Here is a 14,310-nt window from a genome sequence, read left to right as displayed (position 1 = left end):
GGCATTGCCAGGCGGTGTCACAGTCCTATGTGTGCGAGGCCTCTAGTTTTGCCTCAGCGGACCGGGAGCAGCTCGCGCTGGCGTCGCAGCGTGATTCGTCGGCCCTGGCGTCGGAGAGAGAGCTTGATGCCTGTGTTGTTGTCCATCGAACCTCTCCCCCTTCCCTGCGCCTGGACTCCTGCTCCACTTGTTGTTGAGGGATATTACGCCTCTATGCAAATGCGCGTAAGGCGAGAGGGCCCTTTGGTTTCCTGCTCGAAACAATTGGGCAGGTGAAGATGGACAAGGATCTCGATGTCGTCAATTTCTTGCGTCAACGATTTGAATATCAGCAGCTAGCAGCCTGTTACATAGGGAAATAGTTGCATCATGGGCATACGAGAAGCAGGCCAACGGGAAGCGTCACCGTTGGCCTGCAAGCGTACGTGGTGGGCCGTGTGGGGGTCGAACCCACGACCTTGGGATTAAAAGTCCCCTGCTCTGCCAACTGAGCTAACGGCCCGATGCGTCACGCGATGAGACGTCCGTGCGATTCTACCACGTGCCTGGGTCGCTACTCGGCCTCCCAGGCCCACTGCCCGCCCACGAAGATGGGGGTCTCCTCTCCGTTAGTGTCGACTCCCCAGACGTCCAGGTCGTCGGCGCCCACCATGAAGTCGACGTGGGTGGAGGACTGGTTCACCCCGTGGGCCAGGAGCTCGTCCTTGCCCATGTCGAGCCCGCCATCAAGACACTCCGGGAATCCCACGCCAAGGGCGAGGTGGCAGCTCGCGTTCTCGTCGTAGAGCGTGTCGTAGAAGAGGATCCCACTCTGCCTGATGGGGGTGTTCTTTGAGATGAGGGCGACCTCTCCCAGGTGATGGGCACCCTCGTCTGCCGCCATGATCTGGTCCAGCGCGGCCTTGCCCCGACGGGCGTCCCACTCGACCGCCGCGCCGTCTCGGAACCTGATCCAGAAGTCGTCGATGACCTGGCCCGCATGCACGAGCGGCATGGCGGAGTGGACGATTCCCTCCGTACGGTTGCGGTCGGGGGTGGTGAAGACCTCCTCGGTGGGGATGTTGGGGAAGAAGACGGTCCCATCCACCGTCCGGGCGGCCCCTCCCTCCCAAAGGTGGCCGGCGTTCATGCCAACGACGAGGTCCGTACCATTCGACGACCGATACCTCAGGCTGTCATAGGCGGCAGCGTTGAGCAGGCGCTTGTTCTTTTCGAAGGTGGCGTTGTGGGTCTCCCAGGCGCTCTGGGGGTCGCGGCCGTCCGAGCGCGCCACGCTCAGGATGGCGAGCCAGAGCCTGTAGACCGCCTCGCTGCCCGAGAGCTCGGGGAAGACCTCGCGGGCCCAGGCCTCGACGGGAACCCCCGCGATGCACCAGACGTTGCGGCCGAAGTCCATACCCTCCCTGAACGCGAGACACTCGGTGTTGCGCGCCTTTCGTGCGGCCGCCGGCTTGGCGGGGTCAATCCCGTCGAGCGCGGAGGGGTCGCTTCCCTCGAGGAAGAGGAACGCAGCGCCAGCCTCGGCGAGAGAGTTGAGCTGCTCACGCTGCCACGAGGGGACGTGCTCGAAGTAGGCCTTGTCCAAGTGCTCGTAGGTCAGGCGTCCCACCACGTCGTCAGACCAGATGACCGTCACGTGTCCCGCGCCCGCCTCGTAGGCCTTCCTCACGACGCGGCGGGCGAAGTCCGCCCGCTCCACGGGCGCCTGCAGCACGAGCTCCTGTCCCCGCCTCAATGCCGCACCCTTGCGAACCAGCAGCTCGGCATAGTTGTCAATCTTGGGAGAAAGATGCCCGATGGCGACACGGCACTCTTCGGCGGTCATGGGAACGCTCATGGATTGCCCTTTCACGAAATCGGGCCCCGAAGGGCCCGATGACAGTCTATGGAGCGGGCAACGGGATTCGAACCCGCGGATGATGGCTTGGGAAGCCATTGCCTTACCACTTGGCGATGCCCGCATGTTTGTGGATTCTATCACAGCTCCCATTGCGACGTGCCCAAGGCTTTTGTCGAAACTGTCGCGAATCCCATGCTCGGAGGGCTCGCGTCCCTAGCTGACGCCAGACTGGCGCAAGCTGCCGATGGGTTTGCTGCCAGCTCGCATGAGTAGCCTCTACTCCCCAACGGAGGCGACCGGGGAGGTCTGGTGGAAGAGACGTTGCTTGCAAGGCAGGAGGTACGACGGGCGGAGGCGCTTGGACCGAGCGAGGTCGGCCTGGCTTCTGGGGCGACGGGCAAGAGGCGGCGTCCGCCGCGGGCCCAGCTGCGCGGAGGCGACCCCGTGCGCGGGGGCAACCCCCTCGGAACGGGACATGCCGGCAGCCACCACAGGGGGACCGCCGGCATGCAATAGGTTCATTGGGTCGGGCTTGGTTCTTGGACGGACTCTCCTATGCCCGTCGAATGAGCTCGGCGATGAGCTCGGCGACGTCGACCACCTGCGCCGCATCGAGGTTCTCCGGCACGTCGTCCGCGGTGTGAGAGAGCGCGGGAACGCCGTCCTCAGAGACGCCCATGATCGTTGCCGCACGCATGGACGACTGCATGGCGGGTGTCGCGTCCGTGTCAGCCCAGTCGAAGCGAACCTTCTCCAGCCCGACGTGCAGGTCGTCTGCGATCTTTGACAGCAGGCGGACCATCCTGCGGTCTGCCCTGCGCGGACTGGTGGCACCCTCGCTCGTGAGCACGCTGAGGCGACCGGCGCCGATGGAGTCGAGGTTGACGACGAAGGCGCCACGGATGTCCTTGCGGTGCTCGGCCATGAAGCGCTTTGCGCCGGCGTGGTCGAGTCCCGAGGCACCCAGGGCCACGAACCAGACGTCGTGGGCAAGCAGCTCGTCGTCACCCATGCTCGTGATGGCCTCGCGCAGCTCTTCCATGCCAATCCCCTCCCGGGGCTCCATGGCCTGGGGCTCCTCTCCACCCAGGGTGTAGCCCTCCGCAGAAGCCTGGCTCGCGCCTTCCTCGGAGCCGGCAGGCTCATCCTCGACGAGCCTGAGGTCAAAGCGGCTCGTCGCGCCTCCCTTCCATCCGTCGCGAGGCCTCCCCTGCTTCGCGTCCGAGAAGTTGTCCCAGCTGCCAATCTCGCGGCCGCTCTTCTTGGCGTCGAAGTCCTCGTCAACGCCAAGCCAAGAGCTCAAGGAATCTGAGTCTTTCGTCTGGTCCTTGTGGCGACCGAAGATGTTGAAGCGCTTCTTGTCCATGGGCCTTGCCTGGTGGGACCCACCCCGTGGCCGCGGAGACTCAGACCTCAGGGCACCCTCGCCCACCACGCCCAACGGCTCGCGCTCGCCCCTCGTATAGGAGAGGTCCGCGGCCGACGGGCGCGCGCGTCCCTCGTCGATGCCGCGCGGGGCGGGAGTGGGGCTGGGCTCCTCGGGGGCAAGCGGGTCGGGCGTGGCCTCTGACGGATCAGGAAGGTCGAAGAGCACCGCCCGGCGCGCGATGTTTCCCAGCTGAGGCGTGAACTCGCTCTTGCCCCAGTTGGGATCATCGACCGCCGTCGGCTCCGGACGCCGAGGCTCTGCCGGACGGGGTTCGGTGCCGTCCATGGCATAGGTGTCCAACCCCGACACGTCCTTGGAGGCCAGTTCCTCCTCGCTAGGCTCCTCGTCCTCCATGAAACTCAGGTTGGGGGCGATGACGGTTGCGTTGGGATCCAGTTCCTGGGCGGGGTCGCCGGTAGCAGACGACTCCGTGACCCTGACGTCTTCTGCGGACACGAAGGGCCGTGCGTCGAGGGTCAGCTCGCTCTGGTCGACCTCTGCCGGCTCCTCGCCCAGGACGTAACCGACGGCCCTCTCGGGTCGGTCGTCCTCCGGCTCGGCTTCGTCGAGGGGTTCCGCAGCTGACGGCTCCCCTCCCTCTACCGGCATCTCCTCGTCTGAATCGGGTGCCACCTCGGTCGACGCTTCCGGCTCCTCGCGCTCGATCGGCCTCTCCTCCACGTCGTCCTCGGCGACGGGCATGGTCACGAGGGTCGGCTCGTCGCTACCGTCGGCAACCACGGGTTGGGCCATGGTCTGGCCAAGCTCGTCCGCCCCTGGGGTCGGACCGTCCTCCGGAAGCCGCTCGAACTCGGCATCCATGATGTAGTCGTCGCGCAGGGGCGCGAACAGGCTGAATCGTGGGAGAGGTGCCTCGTCCTTCGCTGGCTCTTGCTCCAAGGTCTCTGCTCCCGCGCCTGCCGGCCGAGTACCGTCCGGCAAGGTGGCTTGCCCTGGCTCCGCGACATCCTGGACCAAGGGCTCCGCCTCGTCCTCGAAGGCAGCTCCGTCGTCAAGGGCATCCGCTTCGCCACGTGAGGCACCGGCTTCGGAGACCTCCGCCTGCTGGTCAGGCTCCCCTGCTCCCGCAGATCCCTCACGCAGGTCCTCGCCGTCGAATTGCTGGGAGTCGCAGGGTGGTTCGTCCCCTCCCTCGACGTCGCCCTCGGTGACCTCGGCTGTCGCAGACTCAGCCCGAGGTCCGTCCTCCCAGGCTTCCTCGGTTGCCGGGCCGCCGTCTGTGACGGGAACGGGGACGGCCTCGGAATCGGGCTGAGCCCCCTCTTCGGGGACGAGTTCCTCCGCTTGCTCGTCCTGACTCCGCGGAGCGCCCTCTAGCGCTGTCCCTTCCTGAACCGCCTCGCTCCCGTCCGCGCCGTCCGCCGAGAATCCGGGCTGCAGGTCTGCCGAGGCATCCTCCCGCCGCAAGGACTGGCCGCCAACCTGGGGCTCGAGCTGCGAATCTTGCTCGTGGGCGAAGTTTGGCTCTGGAACGGGCGCGATGGCTGGGTTTGGGACCGCCTTCAGACGCGTGAAGATGGCTGCGTTGTCTAGGTAGGCGTCGTTGATCGAGGGAACGCTCGCGGGATCGACCTTGCGGGGTTCGACGTCATGGACGCTCGGGGTCTCGAACTGTGACGCCATGGGACCGTCGTAGGGCAGGGGCTCTTCGTCACGGGCGTCTGCGAGCTCGGACTCGGGGTCAGCCTCCTCGCCCTCGGCATCCACGGCCACGAGGACCCTCTCCTCCTCGTCTGCGCCGCCCTGCGGGTCGAGAGAGGGTCCGTCCGTGATGCCAGGTGCGTCCTTTGGTCCGGTGGCGTCGAGCGGCACGCTTGGAACGGTGTCCCCTGCGGCGCGCGCGTGGACTTCCGCCAGCAGTGCCTCCTCGTCCTCATAGGTCACGACGGGCATGGCGACGGTCTGGCTGGGATCCTCTGGCCGCAGGGACTCGCCCTTCTCGTCAGCCTCCGTCCCCTGACCATCCGCGGCCTGCACGACAGGCTGCTCCCCAGGCTGGTCGGAGGCCAGCTCCTCCCCACGCTCGATCTTGGGGGCCTGGCGCTCGCCTCGAGGGATGAGCTCCCTCACATGGGAGAGCGCCGACTTGACGGAGGCAAGGAGCTCGGCAGGGCGCGAGGGAGCGTCGGGATCGATGACCTCGAAGTCAGCGAGAAGGGCGTCGTCAGCCAACGAGTCCGGCGCGGAACCACTCTTGGCGGCCTCGGCGGCATCGGATGATTCCTCCTCGGGGAACGACTCGGAGATGCGGGCGTTGGCACGTGCCATGAACTCGGGCATGGTGGCCCCGGGCTCTGGCCGTGCCCCCGCCCCAGACGAAGTCTCCCCCGCCTCGCCGGCGAGTCCGCTCGCGGACGGGGCGGCTCCGGGGAGCGCGCCGTCGACGTCGACCTCGGGCAGGTCGGGAAGGACGACCTGGGGCACGGGAGGCTTCTGGTAGACAATCTGGCAACCCTCGGGAAGAATCTGGAGCTCCTCGATGAGCTTTGCACCGCGACGGACCGACTTGGGGCCTTCTGGTTCGGGCGCGGGAATCACCTGGGGGGTGAAGGCGGCGGTAGCCGGGTGGGGGTTTTCCGCTGCGGTCGAAGCGGCAGGCGACGGGACGGTGGCGGCGTCCTCTTCCCCCTTGTCAGAGGGAAGCTCGTCCAGAGAGGCAAAGGCCCGCTCGGAGGCCTCCTCGTCACTCTCTACCTCGAGCTCCTCCTCAAGCGGGGTGGAAGGCCCTTCGCCAATCCCCTCGGCATGGGAATGGGCGGCGGCCCAGGCCTTCGCCTCGTCATCCGCGGGACGCAGCTTGTCCAGCACGCCCAGCATGGCCGCGACGGAGGCCTTGTTGTCGTTGGCGCCGGTGGTACAAGAGGCGAATCGACCATAGATTCCCGCGATGCCGACGAGGAGGAGGGGGAGGGCAGCCAGCATTCCCAACACCCAGAAGACGTGACGGATTGAGGCGGGGATGATGGCGATGACCTGAATCAGGGAGCAAAAGGCCACGGCGATGCCACACCAGAGGCTCGACCGCATGAGGAGCGGCTGCCACCTGGCCAGCTGGGGCTGGAAGAGGAGCCCCTCGTTGGGACTGTCGTAGTGGGCGACGATCACGATGGGGCGGTTGCCCTTGACCACCAGGGGGCCGCTGGCTCGATGGACGCCGATGACGTTCTGGCTGCGGGCACGGGTCCCGATGCCCGATACGAGGTCCCGGCCGCCGAAGCGCAGGCCCAGGAGGATGGACGGCACAAGCACCAGGGCGAGACCGACCAGGCCCACGACGGAGCCCAGGATGCCCGAGAGGACCATGCCGATGACCATGATTACGAGCAGTATCGCCCGCGGAAGCTCAGGCGCCGCAGGCGCGGCGAACTCCTGCAGGCTCGTGTCGAGGCCGTGCTCCTGCATGATCGACTCGATCAGCTGGGAGGCGTCTAGCTCCTCCTGGCTGTTCGCCGGAGAGATGTCCACCTTGTCGTTGAGATAGTCGAGGTAGCTGCGCGTCGTTGCCATGCTATACGTCCTTTGCCGAAGCAGGGAGAGAATCGTCCACTTTCCTATCGTCCGAGTATACGTCTTATGATGCATATTTGTTCTACCAGCACAGCTCGGGGGTCGGAGGCGGCAACTGCCCGCACAGGGGCAAGGCCTCGCTGCACGGCATCGGATGTGGGAGGACGCATGGAGGACGATTTCGTCACGGTGAGCAGGGACGACGAACAAGCCAGGCGCGTGGCGGGACTGATCCTCGCCTTCTCAAACGCCAAGCACGCCCTCTCCAACGAGGAGCTCCGGAACACCTATTACCCGCAGGCAAGCGACGAGGCGTTCCGAAAGGCCTTCAGGCGCGACCGCACGGCCATGTCCGCCTGCGGCCTCAGCCTCGTCAACGTCGCGAGTGAGGGACAGCCCGGTCTCTGGAAGGTCGACGAGGCCGCGTCCTTCCCCGGAGGGGGGTCCCTCTCCTCTAAGGATGCGCTAGTGCTGGACGTCGCCTGCGCTCCCCTGACTCACGACCCGAGCTTTCCGCATAGGAGCGAGCTGAGGCTCGCCCTGGCCAAGGTCGACGGATCATTTGGTCCCAGCGGTAGCCTCGAGCGGCTGTTCTCTGGCAGCGGGATCGACGACGGGCTCCTACCTCCCCTACTCGCCGCCCTGTCTGGGAGACGGGAGGCGGTGGTCACCTACCAAGCAAGGGGCCAAGAGCCAAGGGAGAGGAGGCTGCGCCTCTATGGGAGCTTCGGCCTGAGGAGGCAGAGCTATTTCGTCGCCTCGGAGCTCCGCGATGACGGAAGCTGGAGGGAGCCCCGAGTCTACCGCCTGGACCGCTTCCTCTCCGCGAGGGTCGTGTCGGGCAGTTCCTACCGCATACCCCCGGATTTCTGCGTGGGTGACTACCTGCGCCTCCCCTTCCAGATCGGGCCCGAGGTCGGCACGGTCACGATTCAAGACCTGGGTTGCACAGAGGGGGAGGTGGCCGCGGAGCTCGACCGACGCGGCAGGCACGTCGATGGGCGCGGGGGGCGATGCTGGGAGGTCGGATACTCCGACCCCGAGGCGTGCGCCCGCTGGTGCGTGGCGCATCGCCTGATGCCCGTCGGGCCGCGGGAGGTCACCGACCACTGGGACAGGGTCGTGGAGGAGGCGTGCGATGCCTAGCGGGGCTTCCAGGCGAGGCAGGAGGGGCGGGCTCGAGGAGGCACGCGAGCTGGCCGCGCTCCTGGGCAGCCTCTCGGCCCAGGGTAGGTCACTCTCGCTATCCACGGTCGCCGCGCGACTCGGCTGCAGCACCCGGCACGCGCGCCTGCTCCTGGAGCTCGCCCTCACCGCCCACGACGAGGAGGGCATGGGTCTCCCCATTGGCCTCGGTGACGACGACCAGCTCGTCCTGGCATTCGACAGCGAGCGCAAGGGGCACCCGCTCAAGCTCACCCCTTCCGAGTCCGAGGCGATGCGGGCGGCGCTCGAACGACTGGGGATGTCGCAGGATGACCCAATCTACCAGGGAGTCCTTCCCTACCTCTCTCCCACCGGCGAAACGGGCGCGGAAGGGCGGCCACAGGGGCCGGACGTCAGCGGCAGGCCGAGCGTCCTCGACCTCTGCGCCCAGGCCATAGCCGATGGTCATGGCCTGGGCTTTTGGTATCGCGGCGCCGCCGATGCCGAACCAAGGAAAAGGCGCGTCATCCCCCAGACGCTCAGGACCGAGGAGGGGGCATGGTATCTCGAGGCGCTGGACCTCGAGATACAGGCCCAGAGGACCTTCCGCCTGGACCGAATGGCCGACCCCAGGCCGTTCGCGACGGGGGAGCACAAAGGGGCGGTGACCATGGGGCAGCAGGGCCATGAGGTCGTGCGCGAGGTTGCCGTGGACTTCCTCGACCAGGGCCTCCTTGAGCTCTTCTCCTGGCATGGCATGCGAGTGACGGGAGAGTCGGAGGGCAGGACCTCCGTGACCCTCCCCCTCTACGCAGGAGACTGGCTGCCCCTCAGGCTCGCAGCCTGCGGAAGCTCCGTGGTGATACGCGACGAGGACCTCAGGGCCAGGGTGAGGGAGGCCGCGCGGGCTCTGCACGCCGCCGCGACAAAAACGGGCCGGGCGTGAGCTCCCTACGACTCGTGGCCCGCCCGCCACATCCTGATGTACTTCCCCACGTTCCCGCACTCGAGCTCGCAGGGTGGCTGCTTGGGCAGGGAGTTCGTGAACTGGCGCCCATAGCGCTTGCTGACCAGGCGTGAGTCGGCGAGCACGAGGACGCCGGTGTCGCTCGAGCTTCTGATGAGTCGCCCTGCCGCCTGCTTGACCGAGATGACCGCCTCGGGGAGGGAATGGCGCCACCAGGAGCGGTCCTCGCGAAGCTCCCTCTCCCTCACCAAAGGGTCCTTGGGACTGGCGAAGGGCAGCTTGGGTATGACGACGCAACGGAGGGTGTCCCCTGCCGCGTCGAATCCCTCCCAGAAGGACCTCAGGGCGAAGAGGGAGCGGGAGCGGTCGGCGAGGAACTGGTCGCGAAGCCTGCGCGGTGACGCGCCACGCTCCTGCATGATCAGCTCAAGTCCCCGCTCATGCATGCGGGGAAGCACCTGCTGGTAGACGAGCTCCATGTCACGCCTGTTGGTGAAGAGGGTGAGCACCGAGCCGCCCATGGCCGTGTGGACGTCCACGAGGAGCTGGGACAAGGCCTCGCGATAGCGTGGGTCGTTGGGCTGGGGCATGTCCTTGCACACCACGACCGACATGTTGTCCTCGTAGTCAAAGCTCGAGTCGAGGCGGAGGTCACGATGGGCGTCAGGCCCTAGGGCATCGAGCCCCACGGAATGGTCGAAGTGCTCAAAGCTCTTTCCGACGGCCATGGTGGCCGACGTGAACACGACGCTTTGCATCTGCGACAGCCATCTCTCGGCCAGGTCGGGTCCGACCTCGAGCTTCTCCGCCACGAGGCGCTCTGATGGCATGTCCCGCTTGCGGCGGGCGAGCTCTGCTGAGTAGAAGTAGCTCTGGTCGCTCCCGTCCAAGACGAGCGAGAGGGACTCCCCCAGCTGCCCCAGGAAGCTCGTCGATGCCCTGAGGTCGCCTGCCAGAGGAGCGTCGACCTCGGACAGGGTCTCAACCGCCTCTCGCGCGTCCTTCTCCGCCTCCTCGAGGCGTCTCAGGCAGACGTCGCCCACCTGCTTCAGCGACCCCCACTCGTCGCTCTCCCGCAGCCTCGCGTCAATCCAGACGTTCACGCGGTCATAGTCGCCCGACCCCTCTGCCTGACCGGCAAGCCCATGCAAGGCCAGGAGGAAGTCCACGCAGGACACGGAGGCGCGGGCGGACGACGCGGACAGCTTGGTGAGAAGACGCTGGTAGAGGGTAGCCTCGGCAAGACCCGAAACCTGGACCATGAGGTTGTGGAGGGTGCCGGTCTTTCTGCTCCCCAGCTGCTCGAAGCCGCGCCTCACCAGGTCGCCCGAGAACTCACGCGCCCATTGGCGGCGGGCCTCGCCCTCGAAGCCGTGTGCCTCGTCCACCACCCAATGGCTGATGGGGGGCAGAATCTGTCCATCGAGGTCGATATCCCGGAGCAGGAGGGAGTGGTTCGTGACCACGACGTCGCTTTGGCTCGCCCTCTTGCGGGCGCCGTGGACCAGGCACTCGTTGGGATAGAAGGGACAGCGGTTCCTCAGGCACTCGTTGGCCGTGGTGGAGAGCATCTGCCGTGGAACGTAGCGCCAGCGGATGCCCAACGCGTCGAGGTCGCCCTGGGGGGACTGCAGGCAGAACGCGTAGCTCACCGCGATTGCCGTGAGCATCTCGGATTGCGTCGTCCGTGGCGACTTTCCCATGCCGTCTACGAGCGAGAGGGGCAGCTCGGCGTAGGTCGAGGTCTCGAGCCTGTGGAGACAGGGATAGTGGTCGTAGCCCTTGAGGCTCGTAAAGCTGAGCCCATCTGGGAGAACCCGCGCGAGGGCGGGAAGCTCCTGGGATATGAGCTGGTCAGTGAGGGCGTTGGACTTCGTGGCGACCCCCACGGTCAGCCCGTTCCTCTGTGCGAACATGAGCTCGGGAAGCAGGTAGGCCATGGACTTCCCCACCCCGGTGCCCGCCTCGATAGAGCGGTGCGAGGAGCTTGCGAGGGCATCCCTGACCTCCAGGGCCATCTGCTCCTGCTCCTGTCGCCACTCGAAGGACGGGTACATGCGCTCGACCAGGCCGTCGCGCCTGAACTGCGCCGTCACCTCCTCCGGCGAGGGGGAGACGGGCTCCTCTCCCCCATCCGGCGCTTCCGCCCTCATGGCTGGACGCTCGCCGGCAAGCAGGTCCCTCCTGGCCTGCCTCAGCGAGAAGGTCGCCTGGCCCTGCTCCTGGGAGAGGTGGCCGATGACGGGTCGGAAGGGCCAGTCCACCTCGGGGTGCATGTCAGCGAGACGACCCAGAAGGCCGGGCCCCAAGTCACTGAGTCCCAGGAGTATGACGCGCCACATTCCACACAGCGCGTCAACGTCCGCCATGGCGCGATGCGTGACCGCATCACAGCCAAAGGCGTGCGCCATGTCGGCGAGGCGATGGGTCGAGAGGCGCGGCAGCGCGATGCGTGAGAGCGCTAGCGTATCTATCCAACTATCACTCACGTCCTTACCGCCGGGCACGGACTCCACGAAGGTCCTGTCGAATGTCGCGTTGTGCGCAAGCACGGGGACTCCACCGACGAAGTCCGCGAGCCTGCCAATGACATCGGGCGCCTCGGGCGCGAGGGCCACGTCGGCGTTCGATATCCCCGTGAGCGCCGATATCTCGGATGGGATGGGTCGATGGGGATGCACGAAGCTGTGGAAGCGTTCCACCACCTCGCGTCCGCTCAGGCGGGCGGCGGCCACCTCGATGAGCTCGCAGCCCTTGAACGAGAGGCCCGTCGTCTCGGTGTCAAGGACGACTATGTCCTCCTCGAGGAGGTCGAACGAGGTCTTTGTGGCACGGTGCTCAAGACTGCGATAGCGCTCGGCAACCTCTTCCGGAGTGCCCGGCAGGAGAATCTCGTCGACGGGCGACGCCAGGGGTCCCATCCCGCTCATGCTGCTCCCGTCACTCCCTAGTCCTGGTCGTTGCCCTCGAGGGCAAGCTCCACGAAGCGCTTGCAAAGATCCGGGAAGCTTATTCCCGCGTGACGCGCGGAATCGGGAAGCAGGCTCATCTCCGTCATGCCGGGGATGGTGTTGGTCTCGAGGATGACGGGGATGCCGTCGGCGCGGACGATGAAGTCGCTCCTCGAGGCGCCCCTGCAGCCCAGGGCCCGGTGCGCGCGGATGGCCAGCTCCTGGGCCCTCGCGTAGCTTTCCTCTGGGATGCGGGCGGGAATGACGTGGTGGAGCTCGGATGGCTCGTACTTTACCTTGAGGTCATAGAACTCCGCGTTGGTCACAATCTCCACCACAGGCAGGGCCTCGGGCTCCTCGTTTCCCACGACGGGAACCGTGATCTCCGTCCCCTCTACGCAGGATTCGACGAGGACGCGGCATCCTCCCTCCCCTGCCCGGGCCACGGCGCGGGCGAGCTGGCGCGCGGAGGTGACCTTGGTGATGCCGTAGCTCGACCCGTTGGCGGCGGGCTTCACGAAGACGGGAAGCCCGAGATTGGCTACGAGCTCCTCTGCCTGCTTGTCTGTGAGGGCGACGTCGCCAGGGAGGTCCACCCCCTCGGGAACGGGTATCTGCGCCTGGCGATAGATTGCCTTGGCAACCTCCTTCTCCGTTCCCATGGCTGATGCGAGCACGCCAGAGAAGGTGTAAGGCAGGTGCAGGACCTCAAGCATCCCCTGAATGCAGCCGTCCTCGCCGTAACGTCCGTGCATGGCAACGAAGGCCACGTCGTATCCCCCCGAGACGAGCGCCCCAACGAAATCTGGCGCGGCGACGTCCAAGAGGGTGACGTCAGAGAAGCCCGCCTCGGCAAGCGCCTTCGCACAAGCCTTGCCCGATTCGAGAGAGACCTCCCTCTCGTCGGACCATCCGCCCGCAAGGACCACGAGCTTGCTTTGTGTAACGTCGGTCTTCGACATTCCTGGACTCCTTAGGGCGCGAGCGCCGTGCGCTAGACTCTTCTTGCAGGAAAAACACCTAGATGACGAGGATACTCCAGCCTCGCATCCAGACAGTTTGAGGGGTCCAAAACATGCAAGACGACAACAACGCGGCTGGTGGGACAAGGCCCGGAGTCGACCTCCACAGCCTGTCCCACGGACAGCTCCTCTCCCTTCTGGAAGAGCTCGGGCAGCCAAAGTTCCGCGCCAAGCAGATCGAGGAGTGGATATGGGAGAAGAACGTCAGCTCCTTCGAGCAGATGTCGAACCTCCCAAAGTCCCTTAGGGCACAACTTGCCGAGCGCTGTAGCCTTGGCGGGGTCGAGGAGGTCGCGCGCCAGGTCTCCGCTGACGGCAGTCGGAAGTACCTCCTGCGCTTTCCTGATAGGGTTTCGGTCGAGTGCGTGGGCATGCCCAACAGGGATCGCCTCGCGGTCTGTGCCTCCTCGCAGGCGGGCTGTGCCATGGGATGCGCCTTCTGTGCGACAGGGGCTGCCGGCCTCACGCGCTCTCTCACGGCAGGAGAAATATATGAACAGGTCATGCACGTACGTGACGACTTCGGAACGCGCGTGACGAACGTCGTCCTCATGGGACAGGGCGAACCTCTTATGAACTATGACGCGACGCTCGCCGCGCTGCGCAGGCTCAACTCACCCGAGGGTGCGGGAATCGGCGCTCGACACCTCACCGTTTCCACCTGTGGCGTCATTCCCATGATCAAGCGCTTCGCAAACGAACCCGAGCAGTTCACCCTTGCCGTATCCCTCCACTCCGCCGTGCAGCGCACACGAGACATGCTCATGCCAGGCGTGCGCAAGTACTCCCTGCTCCACCTCTATGACATCATGGGCGAATACGTGGACAAGACGGGGCGCAGGCCCACCTACGAATATGCACTCATCAAGGGTGTCAACGACAGCGAGGAGGAGCTTGCCTCCCTCTGTGACTTCTGTCGGGACAACCTGACCCACGTGAACCTGATCAAACTCAACGAGGTGAAGGGCAGCAAGTTCCGCCCGACATCCGACGCTCGCGCGCAGGAGTTCGTCCGTAGGCTCAACTCCGTGGGCGTAGAGGCAACCATTAGGAACTCGCGCGGCGCAGACATCGATGCCGCCTGCGGGCAGCTCAAGCAAAGCATCGACCGCATGGCTTGATTCGTCCTTCCAAGACGCGATGCCCCGTACTAGAACAAATGTTCTAGTACGGGGCATCGGCTTATGTCAAAAGAGACCTATAGGCCCAGACGTATCCATTCTTGTTCTACGTCTTGGGTCGGTGCTTCCTCCTCCATGACCATTCCCGTGACTCGCTCCATAAGCCCAGATACTTGACGAGCTGAGTTCATCACTGTTTCGGTCATGTCCCTGACCGACCTCCGTGCCTCCTCGTTGAGCAGGAGGTGAAATGAGAGGAGACTCGTGCCAGATAGGACTACCACTGCTGCAATGGTTCTTCTCAGA

General features: G+C 65.7%; 7 protein-coding genes and 2 tRNA genes. 3 read left to right on the top strand and 6 right to left on the bottom strand.

The genetic code is table 11. The annotated features are described in order from the left end of the window. Positions 1 to 426: 426 nt before the first annotated feature. The 4 genes from HMPREF1008_RS02635 to HMPREF1008_RS10755 form a co-directional block, all read right to left on the bottom strand. A tRNA-Lys gene (locus HMPREF1008_RS02635) sits at positions 427 to 502 on the bottom strand. A gap of 51 nt (positions 503 to 553) precedes the next feature. Continuing rightward, a complete protein-coding gene (locus tag HMPREF1008_RS02630) occupies positions 554 to 1,837 on the bottom strand; it encodes an aminopeptidase (RefSeq protein WP_009278295.1) in 1,284 nt (427 codons plus the stop codon). A gap of 49 nt (positions 1,838 to 1,886) precedes the next feature. Next, a tRNA-Gly gene (locus tag HMPREF1008_RS02625) sits at positions 1,887 to 1,961 on the bottom strand. Between the two features lie 432 nt (positions 1,962 to 2,393). Next, positions 2,394 to 6,797 (bottom strand): M28 family peptidase, encoded by a 4,404-nt coding sequence (locus tag HMPREF1008_RS10755; RefSeq protein ID WP_009278294.1) that lies wholly within the window; start codon positions 6,795 to 6,797, stop codon positions 2,394 to 2,396. A 168-nt stretch (positions 6,798 to 6,965) separates the two neighbouring features. On the opposite strand from HMPREF1008_RS10755, the gene HMPREF1008_RS02615 reads away from it, so the two are divergent. Both HMPREF1008_RS02615 and HMPREF1008_RS02610 read left to right on the top strand, forming a co-directional pair. Beyond that, positions 6,966 to 7,943 (top strand): YafY family protein, encoded by a 978-nt coding sequence (locus tag HMPREF1008_RS02615; RefSeq protein WP_009278293.1) that lies wholly within the window; start codon positions 6,966 to 6,968, stop codon positions 7,941 to 7,943. Continuing rightward, the gene (locus HMPREF1008_RS02610) at positions 7,936 to 8,889 is read left to right on the top strand and encodes a YafY family protein (RefSeq protein WP_009278292.1); all 954 of its coding nucleotides are present in this window, start codon (positions 7,936 to 7,938) and stop codon (positions 8,887 to 8,889) included. The genes HMPREF1008_RS02615 and HMPREF1008_RS02610 overlap by 8 nt, the downstream gene beginning before the upstream one ends. Before the next feature lie 5 nt (positions 8,890 to 8,894). On the opposite strand, the gene HMPREF1008_RS02605 is transcribed toward HMPREF1008_RS02610, so the two are convergent. Further along, on the bottom strand, positions 8,895 to 11,840 hold the full coding sequence (locus HMPREF1008_RS02605) for a helicase C-terminal domain-containing protein (protein WP_009278291.1): 2,946 nt from the start codon (positions 11,838 to 11,840) through the stop codon (positions 8,895 to 8,897). A 17-nt stretch (positions 11,841 to 11,857) separates the two neighbouring features. Next, positions 11,858 to 12,823, bottom strand: a complete 966-nt coding sequence (locus tag HMPREF1008_RS02600; RefSeq protein ID WP_009278290.1) for a D-alanine--D-alanine ligase — start codon at positions 12,821 to 12,823, stop codon at positions 11,858 to 11,860. A gap of 113 nt (positions 12,824 to 12,936) precedes the next feature. Between HMPREF1008_RS02600 and rlmN the strand changes: the two genes are divergently transcribed. After that, complete coding sequence (gene rlmN / locus HMPREF1008_RS02595) at positions 12,937 to 14,004, top strand: 23S rRNA (adenine(2503)-C(2))-methyltransferase RlmN (RefSeq protein ID WP_009278289.1); 1,068 nt, start codon at positions 12,937 to 12,939, stop codon at positions 14,002 to 14,004. The last annotated feature ends 306 nt before the right edge of the window (positions 14,005 to 14,310 follow it).

The sequence above is a fragment of the Olsenella sp. oral taxon 809 str. F0356 genome (genome assembly GCF_000233535.1).
In the GTDB taxonomy this organism is placed as follows: Bacteria; Actinomycetota; Coriobacteriia; order Coriobacteriales; family Atopobiaceae; genus Olsenella_I; species Olsenella_I phocaeensis.
This window is presented reverse-complemented; position numbering and strand designations above follow the sequence as displayed.

Coding starts and splice junctions, on each gene's coding strand:
- HMPREF1008_RS02610 (WP_009278292.1), top strand. CDS start 7,936: ATGCCTAGCGGGGCTTCCAGGCGAGGCAGGAGGGGCGGGCTCGAGGAG.
- HMPREF1008_RS02605 (WP_009278291.1), bottom strand. CDS start 11,840: ATGAGCGGGATGGGACCCCTGGCGTCGCCCGTCGACGAGATTCTCCTG.
- HMPREF1008_RS02600 (WP_009278290.1), bottom strand. CDS start 12,823: ATGTCGAAGACCGACGTTACACAAAGCAAGCTCGTGGTCCTTGCGGGC.
- HMPREF1008_RS02630 (WP_009278295.1), bottom strand. CDS start 1,837: ATGAGCGTTCCCATGACCGCCGAAGAGTGCCGTGTCGCCATCGGGCAT.
- HMPREF1008_RS10755 (WP_009278294.1), bottom strand. CDS start 6,797: ATGGCAACGACGCGCAGCTACCTCGACTATCTCAACGACAAGGTGGAC.
- rlmN (WP_009278289.1), top strand. CDS start 12,937: ATGCAAGACGACAACAACGCGGCTGGTGGGACAAGGCCCGGAGTCGAC.
- HMPREF1008_RS02615 (WP_009278293.1), top strand. CDS start 6,966: ATGGAGGACGATTTCGTCACGGTGAGCAGGGACGACGAACAAGCCAGG.